Here is a 17,136-nt window from a genome sequence, read left to right as displayed (position 1 = left end):
TCCCGACCGCCCCGAAAGGGCCTAGGCTCACCTGGCAGTTCCCGATATCCCGGTGTTCCGCAGGAGGACCTGTTGCCGCCCTCGCTCGACGCTTCCGCGGTGCTCGCCTGGTGCCGCCTCTCGCTCCAGGCACTGGGCAGGGCCCGCGAGGAGATCGACGCGATCAACGTCTATCCCGTCGCGGACGGGGACACCGGCACCAATCTGTACCTGACGTTCGAGTCCGCCGCCCAGGCCGTGGAAGCGGTCTTCGACGCGCACGCGACGGCCGCCGCCCCCGCGACCCGGCCCACCCTCCCCGACGTGCTCCGCGCCATGTCGCACGGCGCCCTCATCGGCGCCCGCGGCAATTCCGGCACGATCCTCGCCCAGCTCCTGCGCGGCATGAACGAGGCGGTCGCCTCGCCCGCCGACGCCCCTGAACGGATCGGGGCCGCCGAACTGCGGCGGGCCCTGCGGATCGCCGCGGAATCGGCGTACGACGCGGTCGCCCGGCCGGTCGAGGGCACGATGCTCACGGTGGCCGTCGGCGCGGCCGACGCCGCGGAGGCCGCGACGGGCGGCGTCGACGAGGTCGTACGGGCCGCGTACGCCGGAGCGCGCGCCGCGCTGGCCGCCACCCCGGGACAGCTCGGCGTGCTGCGCCGCGCGGGAGTGGTCGACGCGGGCGGCCTCGGCCTGGTCGCCGTGCTCGGCGCGCTGGCCGACGCCGTGACCGGCGACGCCCCGGAACAGCCCCTGGCCGGAACGGACTTCCGCGCCGGGCACACCGTCCCGGTCGAGGACGAGGACCTGTGCCCCGACGACGCGGTCCCCGACGGCCCCGCCTTCGAGGTGATCTTCCTGCTGGAGGCCGCCGACTCCGCCGTCACCCTGCTGCGGGCCCGGCTCGACGCGCTCGGCGACTCCCTCGTCGTCGTCGGCGGCGACGGACTCTTCCACGTGCACGTCCACGTGGACGACGTCGGCGCCGCCATCGAGGCGGGCATCGAGGCCGGCCGCCCGTACCGCATCCGCGTCACCCACTTCGCCGACCAGACCAGGCCGCGCACCGAACCCGCGCACCGCGCCGTCGTCGCCGTCGTCCGCGGCGACGGCCTGTCGGAACTGTGCGCCCGCGCCGGGGCCACCGTCGTCGCCGTCCGCCCCGGCGAACAGCCCGCCAGCGGCGAGATCGCCGCCGCCATCCGCCGCGCCCACGCCCTTGAGGTCGTCCTGCTGCCCAACGACCGCGACCTGCGGCACGCGGCGGGCGCCGCCGCGGAACAGGCCCGCGCCGACGGCGTCCGGGTCGCCCTCATCCCCACCCGCTCCGCCGTCCAGGGCCTGGCCGCCCTCGCCGTCCACGAGCCCTCCCGGCGCTTCGACGAGGACGTCGTCGCCATGACCTCCGCCGCCGGAGCCACCCGCTACGCCGAACTCGCCGTCGCCGAGCACCGCTCCTGGACCTCGGCCGGCATCTGCCAGGCCGGCGACATCCTCGGCCTCATCGACGGCGACGTCTCCGTCATCGGCACCACGCTCGCCGGTACCGCCACCGCCGTCCTGGACCGCATGCTCGCCGCCGGCGGCGAACTCGTCACCCTCATCCCGGGACCCGACGCCCCCGCCGACCTCACCGCCCACATCGAGTCCCACGTCCGCGAGGCCCACCTGGCGGTGGACACCGTGACCTACGAGGGCGGCCAGGGCACCTGCCCCCTGCTGGTGGGCGTCGAGTAACCCGCCCCTCCCGCGGACCGCCGCGCGGACCTGCCCGAGGGGGATTTGTCGGTGGGGTGCGCCAAGATAGATCCCGATGTCGAACCCCATGGACGATCCGCTGCGGAAAATCGTCGGTGACCGTACCGCGAAGGTGCTCGCCGACCACCTCGGGCTGCACACCGCCGGTGACCTGCTGCATCACTATCCGCGCCGGTACGCCGAGCGCGGGGAGCTGACGCGGCTGGCGGATCTGCCGGTGGACGAGTACGTCACGGTGGTGGCGCAGATCGCGAAGGCGGACAAGCGGACGTACGGCCGCGGGTCCGGGGTGCGGCTCGAAGTCGTGGTGACCGACGGCAGCGGTTCGCTGACCCTGGTGTTCTTCAGCAAGGCGGCGCACGCGCACGCCCACCGGCTGATCCCGGGGCGGCGCGGGATGTTCTCGGGGAAGGTCTCGGTCTTCAACCGGACGCGCCAACTGGCCCACCCGGACTACCAGTTGCTGGACGCGGACGAGGGGGCGGAGAAGGACGCGCTGGACGCGTTCGCGAACCGGCTGATCCCGCTGTATCCGGCGTGCAAGCAGATCACCTCGTGGCGGATCGGGCAGGCGGTGGACACCGCGCTCAACTCGCTGACGGCGATCGGCTGGGAGGGCGTGGGGGAGCCGCTGCCCGCGGCGCTGCGCGAGGCGCGCGGGCTCGCGCCGCTGCCGGAGGCGCTGGAGCGGATCCACCGGCCGCGGACGAAGGCGGACATCGCGGCGGCCAGGGACCGGCTGAAGTGGGACGAGGCGTTCGTGCTCCAGGTGGCGCTGGCCCGCCGCAGGGCGGCGGACTCCGCGCTGCCCGCGGTGCCGCGCCGGCCGGGCCGGGACGGGCTGCTGACGGCGTTCGACGCGAAGCTGCCGTTCACACTGACCGACGGCCAGCGGAGGGTGTCGGGCGAGATCTTCGAGGACCTGGCGGCCGAGCACCCGATGCACCGGCTGCTCCAGGGCGAGGTCGGCTCGGGCAAGACGATGGTGGCGCTGCGGGCGATGCTCGGGGTGGTGGACGCGGGCGGCCAGGCGGCGATGCTCGCGCCGACCGAGGTGCTGGCCCAGCAGCACCACCGCTCCGTCACCGAGATGATGGGCGAACTGGCCGAGTCCTCGGGCATGCTGGGCGGCTCGGACCTCGGGACGAAGGTCGTGCTGCTGACCGGTTCCATGGGGACGCCCGCGCGGCGGCAGGCGCTGCTCGACCTGGTGACGGGCGAGGCCGGGATCGTGATCGGCACGCACGCGCTGATCGAGGACAAGGTGAAGTTCCACGACCTGGGCCTGGTCGTGGTCGACGAACAGCACCGCTTCGGCGTGGAGCAGCGGGACGCGCTGCGCGCCAAGGCCGCCCAGCCGCCGCACCTGCTGGTGATGACGGCCACCCCGATCCCGCGGACCGTCGCCATGACGGTCTTCGGCGACCTGGAGACGTCCGTACTGGACCAACTGCCCGCCGGGCGCTCGCCGATCGCCACCCATGTCGTACCGGCGGCCGAGAAGCCGCACTTCCTCAGCCGGGCCTGGGAGCGGGTACGGGAGGAGGTCGAGGGCGGGCACCAGGCGTACGTGGTGTGCCCGCGGATCGGCGACGAGGAGGAGGGCAAGGGGAGCGGCAAGGCCAAGGCGGCCAAGAAGGACAAGGAGCCGGGGCCCGACGACGACGAGCGCAGGCCGCCGCTGGCGGTGCTGGACGTCGCCGAGCAGATCGCCCAGGGGGCCCTGCGCGGGCTGCGCGTCGAGGTGCTGCACGGCCGGATGCAGCCGGACGCCAAGGACGACGTGATGCGCCGCTTCACCGCGGGCGAGGTGGACGTCCTGGTCGCCACCACGGTCATCGAGGTCGGGGTGAACGTGCCGAACGCCACCGCCATGGTGATCATGGACGCCGACCGCTTCGGCGTCTCGCAACTCCACCAGCTGCGCGGCCGGGTCGGCCGCGGCTCCGCGCCCGGCCTGTGCCTGCTGGTCTCCGAGGCGCCCGAGGCGACCCCGGCCCGGATGCGCCTGGACGCGGTGGCCGGGACGCTGGACGGCTTCGAACTCTCCGAGATCGACCTCCAGCAGCGCCGCGAGGGCGACGTCCTCGGCCAGGCCCAGTCCGGCAGCCGCTCCTCGCTGCGGGTGCTCACCGTCATGGACGACCGCGACGTCATCGAGGCCGCCCGCGAGGAGGCCACCGCGGTCGTGACCGCCGATCCCGAACTCACCGCGCACCCCGATCTCCGCAGCGCCCTGGACAGCCTGCTGGACGCGGACCGCGAGGAGTATCTGGAAAAGGGGTAGCCGGGCCCGGGCCCGTATCGTGGGGCGCGTCGGACCAGGTCCCCGCACCGGAAGTGAGTTCCATGACCCGCGTGATCGCCGGCGCCGCCGGGGGGCGGCGCCTCGCCGTACCGCCGGGCGACGGCACCAGGCCGACGTCCGACCGCGCCAAGGAGGGGCTGTTCTCCACCCTTCAGTCGCTGTGCGGCACGCTGGAGGGGGCCAGGGTGCTCGACCTCTACGCGGGCTCCGGCGCGGTCGGCCTCGAAGCGCTCTCGCGCGGCGCCGAACACGTCCTGCTGGCCGAGGCCGAGCCGCGGGCGGCGCGAGTGATCAGGGAGAACGTGGCGGCGCTGAAACTGCCCGGCGCCGAGGTGCGCTCGGGACGCGCGGAGAAGATCGTCGCGGGACCGGCGCCGCGGCCGTACGACGTGGTCTTCCTCGACCCGCCGTACGACGTCGAGGACGGCGAACTGCGGGAGATCCTGCTCACACTCCTGGCCAATGACTGGCTGACGGAGGAAGCGCTGGTCACCGTGGAGCGCAGGACCCGGGGCGGCGAATTCGGCTGGCCCCCGGGTTTCACGGGCCTGCGGTCCCGGCGGTACGGCGAAGCGACGCTTTGGTACGGTCGCGCCGCCCGGGTCACCGCCGGGTCATGAGCCCGCGGAGTCGACATGAACCCGCACCATGAGCCGTAGCACCCGCCGTACGGAGAGCGAGGAACCACTCTTGCGCCGCGCCGTCTGTCCGGGGTCCTTCGACCCCATCACCAACGGACACCTCGACATCATCGCCCGCGCCTCACGGCTGTACGACACCGTGTACGTCGCCGTGATGATCAACCAGTCCAAGCAGGGCCTGTTCACCATCGAGGAGCGCATCGCGCTGATCGAGGAGGTCACGGGCGACCTGGGCAACGTCAAGGTCGAGTCGTTCCACGGCCTGCTGGTGGACTTCTGCAAGCAGCGCGAGATCCCGGCCATCGTGAAGGGCCTGCGCGCGGTCAGCGACTTCGACTACGAGTTGCAGATGGCCCAGATGAACATCGGCCTCACCGGTGTCGAGACCCTCTTCGTCCCCACCAACCCCGCCTACAGCTTCCTGTCCTCGAGTCTGGTCAAGGAAGTCGCCCAATGGGGCGGCGACATCTCCCACTTGGTGCCGTCCGTCGTCCTCGACGCGCTCAAGCCCAAACTCCGACAGCGCTAGGCTCTCCCCCGTGGACGTCCAGAAGAAGCTCGATGAGATCGCGGCCACCGTGGCTAACGCCCGGTCGATGCCGATGTCGGCCTCCTGCGTGGTGAACCGTGCCGAGCTGCTCGCCATGCTCGACGAGGTCGCCGCCGCGCTTCCCGACTCCCTCTCCCAGGCGCAGGCACTGCTCGGCGACCGGGAGACGATGGTCGGGGAGGCCCGAGCCGAAGCCCAGCGGATCATCGAATCGGCCCACGCCGAACGCGGATCGCTGGTCTCCGACACCCAGGTGGCCCGCCAGTCGCAGGACGAGGCGGAGCGGATCGTCGCCGAGGCGCGCCGCGAGGCCGCCGAGATCCGCGCCGAGGCCGACGACTACGTCGACAGCAAGCTCGCCAACTTCGAAGTGGTCCTCACCAAGACCATCGGCTCGGTCGACCGCGGCCGGGAGAAGCTGCTCGGCCACGACCCCAACGGCTACGACCAGGGTTACGACCAGGCCGAGGAGGACGCGGACGCCCCCGAGCGCAGCGCCGACCCGGAGACCCTGCGCCGCCGCGCCGACGAGTACGTGGACGCCAAGCTGGGCGCCTTCGAGGCCGTCCTGAGCAAGACCCTGGAGGCCGTCGGCCGCGGGCGCCTGAAGCTCACCGGCCACAATCCGATCGACGACCTCGCCGCACAGATGGCCGCGCAGGACGCCGCGGACGGCGACGGCGAGCACGGCGGGCAGCGGCAGAGCGACGCCGACTACATGGCGGGCCTGGCCGCGCCCACCGCCCCCGAGCAGGCCGACCTGGCGCAGTACGGCTACGACCCGGCCCCGCAGCAGGCCGCCGCCGCGGCGGCTCCCGGCTACGGCTATTCGCAGCAGGACACCGCGTACCAGCAGGGCGGCTACCAGGGCGACGGCGGCTACCGGCCCGAGTACCAGCAGGCCGCCGCCGACTCCGGCGCCTACGTCGACTACGGCACCCAGGCCCAGGACCCGTACGGCCAGCAGCAGCCCGCGTACCAGCAGGACGCGGCCGGCTACGGCTACGACCAGCAGCAGTACGACCAGCAGATCCCGTACCAGCAGCAGGGCTATCCGCAGCAGCAGCCGCAGGGGCAGCAGCCCGCGGCGCTGGACGAGACCAGCTTCTTCGACACCGGACTGATCGACCTCAACCGGCTGAGAGAGCTGGAGCAGGGCCGCTGAGGACGCCCGCGGGAGCCTGTCGGCGGCCCCGGACAGGCTCCGTTTGGGTGCGGGCGGGGTGGTCCAGTATCCTGTCACTTCCAGCCGTGTGAATTCCCGGCGCTTTGGCCTGCCCGCCCGCAAGGGTCGCCCGCGAGGGCCGCGGGGCAGGCCGTACCGATGAAAGCAGGAAGCCCTGAACACCCGCCTCGACCACCGCAACCCACTCGTGTTCGACACACACGAGCTGGGTCGGCGTCCTGGTGCGATGAGGAAGGTCTCCCGCTCGGTGCCGGCCCCCAAGGACCTCGGCCTCGTCGATGTCATCGGGGTGCCGGAGGGCGCCACGGTCGAGCTGGAGCTCCGCCTGGAGTCGGTCATGGAGGGTGTGCTGGTCACCGGCACCGCCCATGCGCCGGTCACGGGGGAGTGCGTAAGGTGTCTGGAGCCCGTCGAGCGTGAGCTGGACGCGGAATTCCAGGAGATGTTCTCCTACCCCGACGCCGACACCAGGACCGCCCGCAAGGACGAAGCCGGTGACGACGCCGAGGACGAGGACGCGCTGGAACTCGAGGACGATCTCTTCGACCTCGAACCCGTACTGCGCGACGCGGTGGTGCTCGCACTGCCGTTGCAGCCGGTGTGCCGGGAGGACTGCGAAGGGCTGTGCTCCGAATGCGGAGTTCGCCTCGCGGACGACCCGGACCACCACCACGAGGTCACCGACATCCGGTGGGCGGCCTTGAAGGATCTCAACCAGAGTTTCGGTACCGACCATGGTGCCGACGAGAACCAGGAGAAGTAGCCGTGGCTGTTCCGAAGCGGAAGATGTCGCGCAGCAACACGCGCCACCGCCGTTCGCAGTGGAAGGCTGCGCCCGTGAGCCTGGTGGCGTGCGAGCGCTGCCACGAGCCGAAGCTCCAGCACATCGCGTGCCCGAGCTGCGGCACGTACAACCGCCGTCAGGTCATCGACGTCTGATCGGCAGGTGACAGGCTCCATGTCAGACGCCTCAGCGCCACAGTCGGCCACGGCGGACAAAGCCTCGTCCCCCACGCTTCTGGAAGGGCGGCTCGGGTACACCCTCGAGCCCGCCCTTCTGGTGCGTGCGCTGACCCACCGCTCGTACGCGTACGAGAACGGCGGGCTGCCCACCAACGAGCGGCTGGAGTTCCTCGGGGACTCCGTGCTCGGCCTGGTGGTCACCGACACCCTCTACCGCACCCACCCCGACCTGCCCGAGGGCCAACTGGCCAAGCTGCGGGCCGCGGTGGTCAACTCGCGTGCCCTGGCGGGCGTGAGCCGCGGGCTCGACCTCGGCGCGTTCATCCGCCTGGGCCGGGGCGAAGAGGGCACCGGCGGCCGGGACAAGGCATCCATCCTCGCGGACACCCTGGAAGCCGTCATCGGCGCGGTCTATCTCGACCAGGGGCTCGAAGCGGCCTCCGAGCTGGTGCACCGGCTCTTCGACCCGCTCATCGAGCAGTCCTCCAACCTCGGTGCGGGACTGGACTGGAAGACCAGCCTCCAGGAACTCACCGCAGCCGAAGGGCTCGGCGTTCCCGAGTACGTGGTCACCGAATCAGGACCCGACCACGAGAAGACCTTCACGGCTGCCGCCCGCGTCAGTGGCGTCGAGTACGGCACCGGCACCGGCCGCAGCAAGAAGGAAGCCGAGCAGCAGGCGGCGGAGTCCGCCTGGCGCTCCATCCGCGAAGCCGCCGCCTCAGCGGCGAGCTGAGCCCCGAAGGGGCGCGGGGAACCGCGCGATCGGCCGCGACGCGGCCGCAGGTCACCACCGGCCCCGGCGGGGCAGACCGGTCGTCTCCCGACCACCGGCCGTGGGGGGCCTGTCGCGCGGTTCCCCGCGCCCATGGCAGGGGCACACGCACCGCGTGGACCATGAGGGGATGTCATGCCGGAGCTGCCGGAGGTGGAGGTCGTCCGGCGCGGACTCTCGCGCTGGGTCTCGGGCCGCACCGTCGAGACGGCCACCGTTTTCCATCCGCGGGCCGTACGGCGGCACGTGGCCGGGCCCGAGGACTTCGCGGCGCGGCTCAAGGGCGCGGCGATGGGCGAGGCGCACCGCAGGGGCAAGTATCTGTGGCTGCCGGTCACCGAGGACCTGTCGCTCATGGCCCACCTGGGGATGAGCGGTCAGCTCCTGGTGCAGCCGCAAACCGCGGCGGCCGAGACCCACCTGCGGATCCGTATCCGTTTCCAGGACACCCTCGGCACCGAACTGCGCTTCGTCGACCAGCGCACCTTCGGCGGGCTGTCCCTGCACGAGGCGGTGCCGGGCGCGGCGGACGGCCTCCCGGCGGTCCTGGCGCACATCGCGCGCGACCCGCTGGACGACGCCTTCGACGAGGACGCCTTCCACACGGCGCTGCGCCGCAAGCGCACCACGATCAAGCGGGCGCTGCTCGACCAGTCGCTGATCAGCGGGGTCGGCAACATCTACGCCGACGAGGCGCTGTGGCGCACGCGGCTGCACTACGAGCGGCCGACGGCGTCGATGACCAGGCCGCGTACGGCGGAGCTGGTCACGCACATCCGCGAGGTGATGGGCGACGCGCTCGCCGCGGGCGGCACCAGCTTCGACAGCCTGTACGTCAATGTGAACGGTGAATCGGGCTATTTCGACCGGTCGCTGGACGCGTACGGCCGTGAGGACGAGCCGTGCCGCCGCTGCGGCACACCGATCAGGCGCCGGCCGTGGATGAACAGGTCGAGCTACTTCTGCCCGCGCTGTCAGCCGGTGCCGCGCTCCGCGTCGTAGCGTTCGCGCGCGGCCAGCACCTCCGGCATCCGGCCCTCGACCAGTGCGATCAGTGACAGCAGGCGCGCGGCGGTGTCCCGGCCGAGCGGGGTGAGCCGGTATTCGACGTGCGGCGGATTCGTCGGCCGCGCGTCCCTGACGACCAGGCCGTCGCGCTCCAGCGCGTGCAGCGTCTGCGACAGCATCTTCTCGCTGACCCCGTCCACGCGGCGGCGCAGCGCGTTGAACCGCAGCGTGTCCTCGTAGAGCGCGCCCAGCGTCAGGCCGCCCCACCGCCCGGTGACGTGCTCCAGCGTCCCGCGCGACGGGCAGGAGCGCGCGAAGACGTCGAAGGCGAGCCTGCCGTCGTCCTTCACGGTGGCCCCGGCGCACTCCGCCGTCCGGTCGCTGTCTGTCATACGGCCAGCGTACCCCCGCACAGCGCGCACCTCAGGGGTGCGCGATCCCCCGGTTAGCGCCCTGGCCAGGGCGGCTCCGGCTCCCACGGCTCCCACGGCTCCACAGGCCGCGACGGCTCCAGCGGCCTCAGAAGCCGAAGTCCTGGGTCCACCAGGGGCCGCCGCTGCCGTAGTGGATGCCGACGCCGAGGGTCTTGTAGTCGCAGTTGAGGATGTTGGCGCGGTGGCCGGGGCTGTTCATCCAGGCGTCCATGACGGCCTGGGCGGTGGCCTGGCCGCGGGCGATGTTCTCGCCGCCGAGGTTGGTGATGCCCAGGGCCTTGGCGCGGTCCCACGGGGTCTTGCCGTCGGGGTCGGTGTGGTCGAAGAAGCCGCGGGCGGCCATGTCCTCGCTGAACGCCTGCGCGAGGCCGTCGAGGGAGGAACTGGCGGTGAGCGGCGAGCAGCCCGCGCTCGCCCGCTGGGTGTTGACCAGGGAGAGGATCGCCGCGCGGGCCGCCGTGACGGCGTCGGCGGAGGCCGGGGCGGCGGTCGTGGGCGGCTGGGTGCGGGCCGCGGTGGTGGTCGGCACCGGGGTGGTGGGCGCGGCCGTCGTACGGGTCGGCGTGGGGGCGGCGGCCGGGCTGGTGGCCGTACGGGACGGCGTCGCCGTGTTCGACCGCATCGTGCCCGGCTTCGACGGCGTACCGGAGGACGGGGTGCCGGGGGAGCCGGTGGTCTGCCCGGGGGTCGGCGCCGTGCTGTCGCCCAGCGGCGAGGGCATGTCGCTGCCGTCGCGTGACGGGTCCGCCGGGCCGTCGGCCTGCGTGTGGCCCGCGTCGCCCTGGCGGTAGTCGAGACCGGCGGTGAGGCCGCTGAGCATCCCGGAGGACGCGGCGACCGCGCCCACGGCCATCGCGGCCGACGTGGCGAGCAGTCCGGTACGGACCGGGTGGTGCTTACGGCGCCCGCGGTGCGAGCGGGGTCCCGTCTCCGGCGCTGCCGGTTGCGCATGACGGCTGTGACGGCCCATCCTTCGCGCTCCTCTGGTCGGCTCGGTTCTGGCGGCCCGATTCGGCGGATTAACCCGAACGGGTGACCCCGTTGTCGGGTGACTGTAGCGAATGACGCCGCCCGCCGATGTGCTGCTGATCCAACTGGCGGGATAGCGTGCGGACATGAACGAAGATGTCCGGCTCACCGCGTGGGTGCGCGGCCGCGTCCAGGGCGTCGGCTTCCGGTGGTGGACCCGGGCCACCGCCCTGGAACTGGGCGGCCTCGTCGGCTACGCGGGCAATCTGGGCGACGGCCGGGTCCAGGTCGTGGCCGAGGGCACGCGCGAACAGTGCGAGCGGCTGCTGGAGTGGCTGCGCCGCGGGGACACGCCCGGACGGGTCGACGGAGTGACCGAGATCTGGGGCCGGCCGCGGGGCGGATACGAAGGTTTCGAGATCCGCTGAGCAATTTGGTTGCCATACGACGATCGCCGTGTCAGGCTGCCCCCATCGAGCATGATCCCTATGCCACGCGGGCAGCCCGCGGCGCCGTCAGCGCCGTGTTTTCTGAGGCGGACCCGACGACTGGGCTGTGATCGTGTTGACCGTCCCGTTATTTGGTGAGACTCTGGAAGCCCCGCGCATCGTGGCTCCAGGATTGTTCAGCGGCGGTCACGGCACTCACCCTGCGCGGGCGAGCAACCCTCACCCACGACCCAAACCGCATTCGGTCGGTCACTCAGCGTGGAGGACCATCCATCATGGCAAAGGCGCTTCTCGGTTACGTCGGCGGTCCCGACCCGCGACTTCTCGCCGAGATGCGAAGGCTCCAGCAGCGCGTTCAGGATCTGGAATCCGAGCTTGTCCGGATGCAGGCCGAGAACGACGCTCTGACTGTCGCATCGCACGAAGAGTCGCTGCTCAGCAGCATCGACGTATCTCGCGCGGAGCCCGTGCTCGCCTGAACCGGTCCCCGGCCCGGACAGGTGTCCCCGGACACCGCCTGAGAATCTGCAGAATCCGCGAGGGACGCTTCGGCGTCCCTTTCGTCATTCCGCGCGCTGTCCCCTCGCCCTGCTCCCCACCCGCTCCCCGCCTGGACGTTCGCTTCTTAACGCATGATGTGCCCTGCGCCTTCCTCGGTGAAACCGAGGACGGCTAGTAGAGTCGACCGGCGTGCATCTCAAGAGCCTCACGCTGCGCGGTTTCAAGTCGTTCGCCTCGGCGACGACCCTGCGCTTCGAACCCGGAATCACCTGCGTCGTCGGCCCCAACGGGTCCGGCAAGTCCAATGTGGTCGACGCGCTGTCCTGGGTGATGGGGGAGCAGGGGGCCAAGTCGCTGCGCGGCGGCAAGATGGAGGACGTCATCTTCGCCGGCACCACGGGCCGCCCCCCGCTGGGCCGCGCCGAGGTGTCCCTGACCATCGACAACAGCGACGGCGTCCTGCCGATCGAGTACGCCGAGGTCACCATCACGCGGATCATGTTCCGCAACGGCGGCAGCGAGTACCAGCTCAACGGCGACACCTGCCGCCTGCTGGACATCCAGGAACTTCTCTCCGACTCCGGCATCGGCCGCGAGATGCACGTCATCGTCGGCCAGGGCCAGCTCGACTCCGTACTGCACGCCGACCCGATGGGCCGCCGCGCCTTCATCGAGGAGGCCGCGGGTGTGCTCAAGCACCGCAAGCGCAAGGAGAAGGCGCTGCGGAAACTGGACGCGATGCAGGCCAATCTCGCCCGTGTGACGGACCTCACCGGTGAGCTGCGCCGCCAGCTCAAACCGCTCGGCCGCCAGGCCCAGGTCGCCCGCCGCGCCGCCGTTATCCAGGCCGACCTGCGCGACGCCCGGCTGCGGCTGCTCGCCGACGACCTGGTCACGCTGCGGGAGGCGCTGAGCGCCGAGGTCGCCGACGAGGCCGCGCTCAAGGAGCGCCGCGACGCCGTCGAGACGGAACTGGCCGCCGCCGTCCAGCGCGAGGCCCGCCTGGAGGAGCAGGTACGCGCCCTGTCGCCGCGGCTGACCGACGCGCAGGCCACCTGGTACGCGCTGTCCCAGCTCGCCGAACGCGTACGCGGCACGATCGGCCTCGCCGAGCAGCGGCACCGGCACGCCACGTCCCAGCCCGCCGAGGAGCGGCGCGGCCGGGACCCGGAGGACATGGAACGCGAGGCCGCCCGCATCCGCGAGCAGGAGGCCGAGCTGTCCGAGGCGCTGGACGCGGCCCAGCGCGCCCTGGACGACACCGTCGACCACCGCGCCGAGCTGGAGCGCCGGCTCGCCGAGGAGGAGGCCCGGCTCAGGACCGCCGCCCGCGCCATCGCCGACCGCCGTGAGGGTCTGGCCCGGCTGCACGCCCAGGTCAACGCCGCCCGCTCCAAGGCCGCCTCCGCCGAGGCCGAGATCGGCCGCCTGGCCGCCGCCCGCGACGAGGCCCGCGACCGGGCGGAGTCCGCGCAGGGCGAGTACGAGGAACTGCGCGCGCAGGTCGACGGCCTGGACGCCGACGACTCGGAGCTGGAGGAGCGGTTCCAGGCCGCGCGCCGCGAACAGGCCGCGGCGGAGGAGGCGTTCAGCGCCGCGCGCGAGGCCGCCACCGCGGCGGAGCGCCGCCGGGCCGCCGTCGCCGCCCGCCGGGACGCGCTCGCGCCGTCGCTCCGCCGCAAGGACGGCACCGGCGCGCTGCTCAGCGCGGGCGAGGGGCGCGACGCCCTGCCCGGCATCCTGGGCTCGGCCGCCGCGCTGCTCCGCGTCACCCCCGGCTACGAGATCCCGCTCGCCGCCGCGCTCGGCGCCGCCGCCGACGCCGTCGCGGTCACCGGCCCCTCCGCCGCCGCGGACGCGCTGCGCCTGCTCCGCAAAGAGGACGCGGGCCGCGCGGCCCTCCTCCTCGCGGCCCCGGCCGCCGAGCCCGTCGTCGCCCGCGACCACCGCCCGCCGACGGAGGCCGCCCGCGACGCGGCCGACGGGGACGGTCAGGGCCTCGCGAGCGGGGGCGTTTCCGGGGGCGGCGCGGGGCCCGGCGGGTCGGGCCCGGGCCCGGCAGACGCGGGCGTTTCCGGCGACCCGGGGCCGGACGCGGCCGAAGCGGGCGGGCGGCGTGCCGCGCTGCCGGGGCAGGCGGGCGGCGGCTCCGCCGTGGCCGGTGACGGGGGTCGCCTTCCGGCGGCGACGGCGGGCGCCGGTGTGCCGGGTCCGAGGCCGGAGGCCGCAGGGCTGCCCGGGCAGGCGCGGTGGGCCGTGGAACTGGTCGCCGCGGACGGGGAGCTGCTGCCCGCGGTGCGGCGGCTGCTGGACGGGATCGTCGTCGTGGAGTCGCTGGAGGAGGCCGAGGCGCTGGTCGGACGGCGTCCCGAGCTGACCGCGGTGACCGCGGAGGGCGATGTGCTGTCCGCGCATCTCGCGCAGGGCGGCTCGGCGAAGGCGCCCAGCCTGCTGGAAGTGCAGGCGCAGGTGGACGAGGCGACGGCCGAGCTGGAACAGCTCGACGCGCGCTGTGCGGCGCTGGCGGCCGAGCAGCAGGACGCCAAGGAGCGCCGGGCGGTGGCGACGCGCGAGGTCGAGGCGCTGACGCAGCTGCGCCGCGCGGCGGAGAAGGAGAAGTCCTCGGTCGCGCAGCAGCTGGGCCGGTTCGGCGGCCAGGCCAGGGCGGCGGCGGGGGAGGCGGACCGGGCCGCCGCGGCCGTGGGCCGCTCCGAGGAGGCGCTGGCGGCGGCCCGCGAGGAGTTCGAGGAGCTGTCGTACCGGCTGAGCGAGGCCGAGGAGGAGCCTGGCGAGGAGGAGCCGGACACCTCCGTACGGGACCGGCTGTCCGCCGACGGCGCGAACGCCCGGCAGACCGAGATGGAGGCGCGGCTCCAGGTCCGTACGCACGAGGAGCGGGTCAAGGGCCTGGCGGGCCGGGCCGACGGCCTGGACCGGGCGGCGCGCGCCGAGCGCGAGACCCGGGCCCGCGCCCAGCAGCGCAGGGCCCGGCTCGCCTACGAGGCGTCGGTCGCGGCGGCCGTGGTGGAGGGCGCCCGGGCGCTGCTGGACTGCGTCCAGATCTCGCTGGGCCGCGCCGAGGAGGAGCGGGCCGCCGCCGAGCAGGCGAGGGCGGAGCGCGAGGCGGAGCTGGGCCAGGAGCGGCGGCGCGGCCGGGACCTGAAGAGCGAGCTGGACCGGCTGACCGGCGACGTCCACAAGGGCGAGGTGCTGGGCGCGGAGAAGCGCATGCGGATCGAGCAGCTGGAGGCCAAGGCGCTGGAGGAGCACGGCATGGAGCCCGCGGGGCTCGTCGCGGAGTACGGCCCCGACCAGCTCGTGCCGCCGTCGCCGCCCGCCGAGGGCGAGATCCTGCCCGAGGACCCGGAGGACCCGCGCAACCAGCCGCGCCCGTACCACCGCCCCGAGCAGGAGAAGCGGCTGAAGGCGGCGGAGAAGGCGTACGCGCAGCTCGGCAAGGTCAACCCGCTGGCGCTTGAGGAGTTCGCGGCGCTGGAGGAGCGGCACAAATTCCTCACCGAGCAGCTGGAGGACCTGCGCAGGACGCGGGCCGACCTGCTCCAGGTGATCAAGGACGTGGACGAGCGGGTGGAGCAGGTCTTCACCGCCGCCTTCCATGACACCGCCCGCGAGTTCGAGGGCGTCTTCTCGCGGCTTTTCCCAGGTGGGGAGGGTCGGCTGCTGCTCACCGACCCGGACAACATGCTGACCACAGGTGTGGAGGTTGAGGCGCGTCCGCCCGGGAAGAAGGTCAAGCGGTTGTCGCTCCTGTCGGGCGGTGAGCGCTCGCTGACCGCGGTGGCGATGCTGGTGTCGATCTTCAAGGCACGGCCGAGTCCGTTCTATGTGATGGACGAGGTCGAGGCCGCGCTGGACGACACCAATCTCCAGCGGCTCATCCGGATCATGGAGGAGCTTCAGGAGAGCTCGCAGCTCATCGTGATCACGCACCAGAAGCGGACGATGGAGGTCGCCGATGCCCTGTACGGCGTATCGATGCAGGGCGACGGTGTCTCCAAGGTGATCAGCCAACGGCTGCGGAACGGCAAGCAGCCGGCCGCGTAGGGCTCCGGGTCAGGCCCGGTTCCCGAGTGGTGGTGACCGACGCGTCGGCTGACACTCGAAGATCCAGACCCTCATGTGAGGGCTCACCGCCGAGCCCGAGGAGCCATCTTGACCAGCACCGCACGAGCCTCCGCCTCGGCAGATCACAACCCGCTGCCGGAGCACATCGGCCACATCATCTTCATCACGGCCGCCGCCGCCATGGGCGGCTTTCTCTTCGGCTACGACAGCTCCGTCATCAACGGCGCCGTCGAGGCCATCCGTGACAAGTACAACATCGGCTCCGGCACGCTCGCCCAGGTCATCGCCATCGCCCTGATCGGCTGTGCCATCGGCGCCGCGACCGCGGGCCGGATCGCCGACCGGATCGGCCGTATCCGCTGCATGCAGATCGCCGCGGTGATGTTCACCGTCAGCGCCGTCGGCTCGGCACTGCCCTTCGCGCTGTGGGACCTGGCCCTGTGGCGGATCATCGGCGGCTTCGCGATCGGCATGGCCTCGGTCATCGGCCCGGCCTACATCGCCGAGGTCTCGCCGCCCGCCTACCGCGGCAGGCTCGCCTCGTTCCAGCAGGCCGCCATCGTGCTCGGCATCGCGGTCTCACAGCTCGTCAACTACGCCATCCTCAAGGGCGCCCACGGCGACCAGCGCGGCCACATCGTCGGCCTGGAGGCGTGGCAGGTCATGCTCGGTGTGATGGTCATCCCCGCGGTGGTCTACGGGCTGCTGTCGTTCGCGATCCCCGAATCGCCGCGCTTCCTGATCTCCGTGGGGCGCGAGCAGGACGCCAAGGCCGTACTCGCCGATGTCGAGGGCTCGGACACCGACCTGGACGCCCGTGTCGCCGAGATCGAGACCGCCATGCGGCGCGAGCACAAGTCGACCTTCAAGGACCTGCTCGGCTCCCGCGGCGGTTTCCTGCCGATCGTCTGGATCGGTATCGGCCTGTCGGTCTTCCAGCAGCTCGTCGGCATCAATGTGGCCTTCTACTACTCGTCCACGCTCTGGCAGTCGGTCGGCATCAACCCCAGCAGCTCGTTCTTCTACTCCTTCACCACGTCGATCGTGAACATCATCGGCACGGTGATCGCGATGATCTTCGTGGACCGGATCGGCCGCAAGCCGCTGGCGCTGATCGGCTCCACCGGCATGGCCGTCGCGCTCGCCCTGGAGGCGTGGGCCTTCTCGTCCAAGTCCGGTGCCACCCTGCCGAACACCGAGGGCACGGTCGCCCTGATCGCCGCCCACTGCTTCGTGCTCTTCTTCGCCCTGTCGTGGGGCGTCATCGTCTGGGTCTTCCTCGGCGAGATGTTCCCCAACAAGATCCGGGCCGCGGCGCTCGGCGTCGCCGCCTCCGCGCAGTGGATCGCCAACTGGGCCATCACCGCGAGCTTCCCGAGCCTGGCGGACTGGAATCTGTCGGGCACGTACGTCATCTACGCGTGCTTCGCGACGCTCTCCATCCCGTTCGTGCTGGTGTTCGTGAAGGAGACGAAGGGCAAGACGCTGGAGGAGATGGGATAGCCGGGCGCCAAGCTCGCCGG

At 72.5% G+C, this 17,136-nt stretch carries 15 protein-coding genes; 13 read left to right on the top strand and 2 right to left on the bottom strand.

The window, feature by feature from the left end; all coding sequences use genetic code 11:
• Window positions 1–72 precede the first annotated feature (72 nt).
• The 9 genes from ACIP4Z_RS08995 to mutM all read left to right on the top strand — a co-directional run bounded on the left by ACIP4Z_RS08995 (window position 73) and on the right by mutM (window position 9,168).
• A complete protein-coding gene (locus ACIP4Z_RS08995) occupies window positions 73–1,722 on the top strand; it encodes a DAK2 domain-containing protein (RefSeq protein WP_355349455.1) in 1,650 nt (549 codons plus the stop codon).
• Window positions 1,723–1,798: 76 nt separating this feature from the next.
• Window positions 1,799–4,030 carry an ATP-dependent DNA helicase RecG gene (recG, locus tag ACIP4Z_RS08990; protein ID WP_391050360.1) on the top strand — a complete coding sequence of 744 codons (2,232 nt, stop codon included), beginning with the start codon at window positions 1,799–1,801 and terminating at the stop codon, window positions 4,028–4,030.
• A gap of 62 nt (window positions 4,031–4,092) precedes the next feature.
• Window positions 4,093–4,671, top strand: a complete 579-nt coding sequence (gene rsmD, locus ACIP4Z_RS08985; protein ID WP_391161460.1) for a 16S rRNA (guanine(966)-N(2))-methyltransferase RsmD — start codon at window positions 4,093–4,095, stop codon at window positions 4,669–4,671.
• A gap of 70 nt (window positions 4,672–4,741) precedes the next feature.
• Entirely contained in the window at window positions 4,742–5,221 is a 480-nt protein-coding gene (gene coaD / locus ACIP4Z_RS08980; RefSeq protein WP_355349488.1) for a pantetheine-phosphate adenylyltransferase, read from the top strand.
• Window positions 5,222–5,231: 10 nt separating this feature from the next.
• Window positions 5,232–6,407, top strand: coding sequence for a cell division initiation protein (locus tag ACIP4Z_RS08975; protein WP_391050359.1), 1,176 nt, complete (start codon window positions 5,232–5,234; stop codon window positions 6,405–6,407).
• A 175-nt stretch (window positions 6,408–6,582) separates the two neighbouring features.
• Window positions 6,583–7,191, top strand: coding sequence for a YceD family protein (locus ACIP4Z_RS08970; protein WP_355349491.1), 609 nt, complete (start codon window positions 6,583–6,585; stop codon window positions 7,189–7,191).
• 2 nt (window positions 7,192–7,193) lie between these two features.
• Complete coding sequence (gene rpmF, locus ACIP4Z_RS08965; protein ID WP_188281855.1) at window positions 7,194–7,367, top strand: 50S ribosomal protein L32; 174 nt, start codon at window positions 7,194–7,196, stop codon at window positions 7,365–7,367.
• A gap of 19 nt (window positions 7,368–7,386) precedes the next feature.
• Window positions 7,387–8,127: a ribonuclease III gene (rnc, locus tag ACIP4Z_RS08960; RefSeq protein ID WP_188281856.1), complete on the top strand. Its 741-nt coding sequence runs from the start codon at window positions 7,387–7,389 to the stop codon at window positions 8,125–8,127.
• 174 nt (window positions 8,128–8,301) lie between these two features.
• On the top strand, window positions 8,302–9,168 hold the full coding sequence (gene mutM, locus ACIP4Z_RS08955; RefSeq protein WP_401306141.1) for a bifunctional DNA-formamidopyrimidine glycosylase/DNA-(apurinic or apyrimidinic site) lyase: 867 nt from the start codon (window positions 8,302–8,304) through the stop codon (window positions 9,166–9,168).
• Here mutM and ACIP4Z_RS08950 read toward each other — a convergent pair.
• Both ACIP4Z_RS08950 and ACIP4Z_RS08945 read right to left on the bottom strand, forming a co-directional pair.
• Entirely contained in the window at window positions 9,141–9,566 is a 426-nt protein-coding gene (locus ACIP4Z_RS08950) for a winged helix-turn-helix transcriptional regulator (RefSeq protein WP_391050358.1), read from the bottom strand. The two genes, mutM and ACIP4Z_RS08950, sit on opposite strands and share 28 nt — an antisense overlap.
• Window positions 9,567–9,693: 127 nt before the next feature.
• Window positions 9,694–10,578, bottom strand: a complete 885-nt coding sequence (locus ACIP4Z_RS08945; protein WP_391050357.1) for a CAP domain-containing protein — start codon at window positions 10,576–10,578, stop codon at window positions 9,694–9,696.
• Window positions 10,579–10,723: 145 nt separating this feature from the next.
• Between ACIP4Z_RS08945 and ACIP4Z_RS08940 the strand changes: the two genes are divergently transcribed.
• The 4 genes from ACIP4Z_RS08940 (at window position 10,724) to ACIP4Z_RS08925 (ending at window position 17,116) form a co-directional block, all read left to right on the top strand.
• Window positions 10,724–11,005, top strand: a complete 282-nt coding sequence (locus tag ACIP4Z_RS08940; RefSeq protein WP_355349478.1) for an acylphosphatase — start codon at window positions 10,724–10,726, stop codon at window positions 11,003–11,005.
• A gap of 296 nt (window positions 11,006–11,301) precedes the next feature.
• Window positions 11,302–11,505 (top strand): hypothetical protein, encoded by a 204-nt coding sequence (locus ACIP4Z_RS08935; protein WP_188281861.1) that lies wholly within the window; start codon window positions 11,302–11,304, stop codon window positions 11,503–11,505.
• Window positions 11,506–11,716: 211 nt separating this feature from the next.
• Window positions 11,717–15,592, top strand: a complete 3,876-nt coding sequence (locus ACIP4Z_RS08930; RefSeq protein ID WP_401306138.1) for an AAA family ATPase — start codon at window positions 11,717–11,719, stop codon at window positions 15,590–15,592.
• Between the two features lie 108 nt (window positions 15,593–15,700).
• Window positions 15,701–17,116: a sugar porter family MFS transporter gene (locus tag ACIP4Z_RS08925; RefSeq protein WP_355346347.1), complete on the top strand. Its 1,416-nt coding sequence runs from the start codon at window positions 15,701–15,703 to the stop codon at window positions 17,114–17,116.
• The last annotated feature ends 20 nt before the right edge of the window (window positions 17,117–17,136 follow it).

The sequence above is a fragment of the Streptomyces sp. NPDC088910 genome (assembly GCF_044749865.1).
In the GTDB taxonomy this organism is placed as follows: domain Bacteria; phylum Actinomycetota; class Actinomycetes; order Streptomycetales; family Streptomycetaceae; genus Actinacidiphila.
This window is presented reverse-complemented; position numbering and strand designations above follow the sequence as displayed.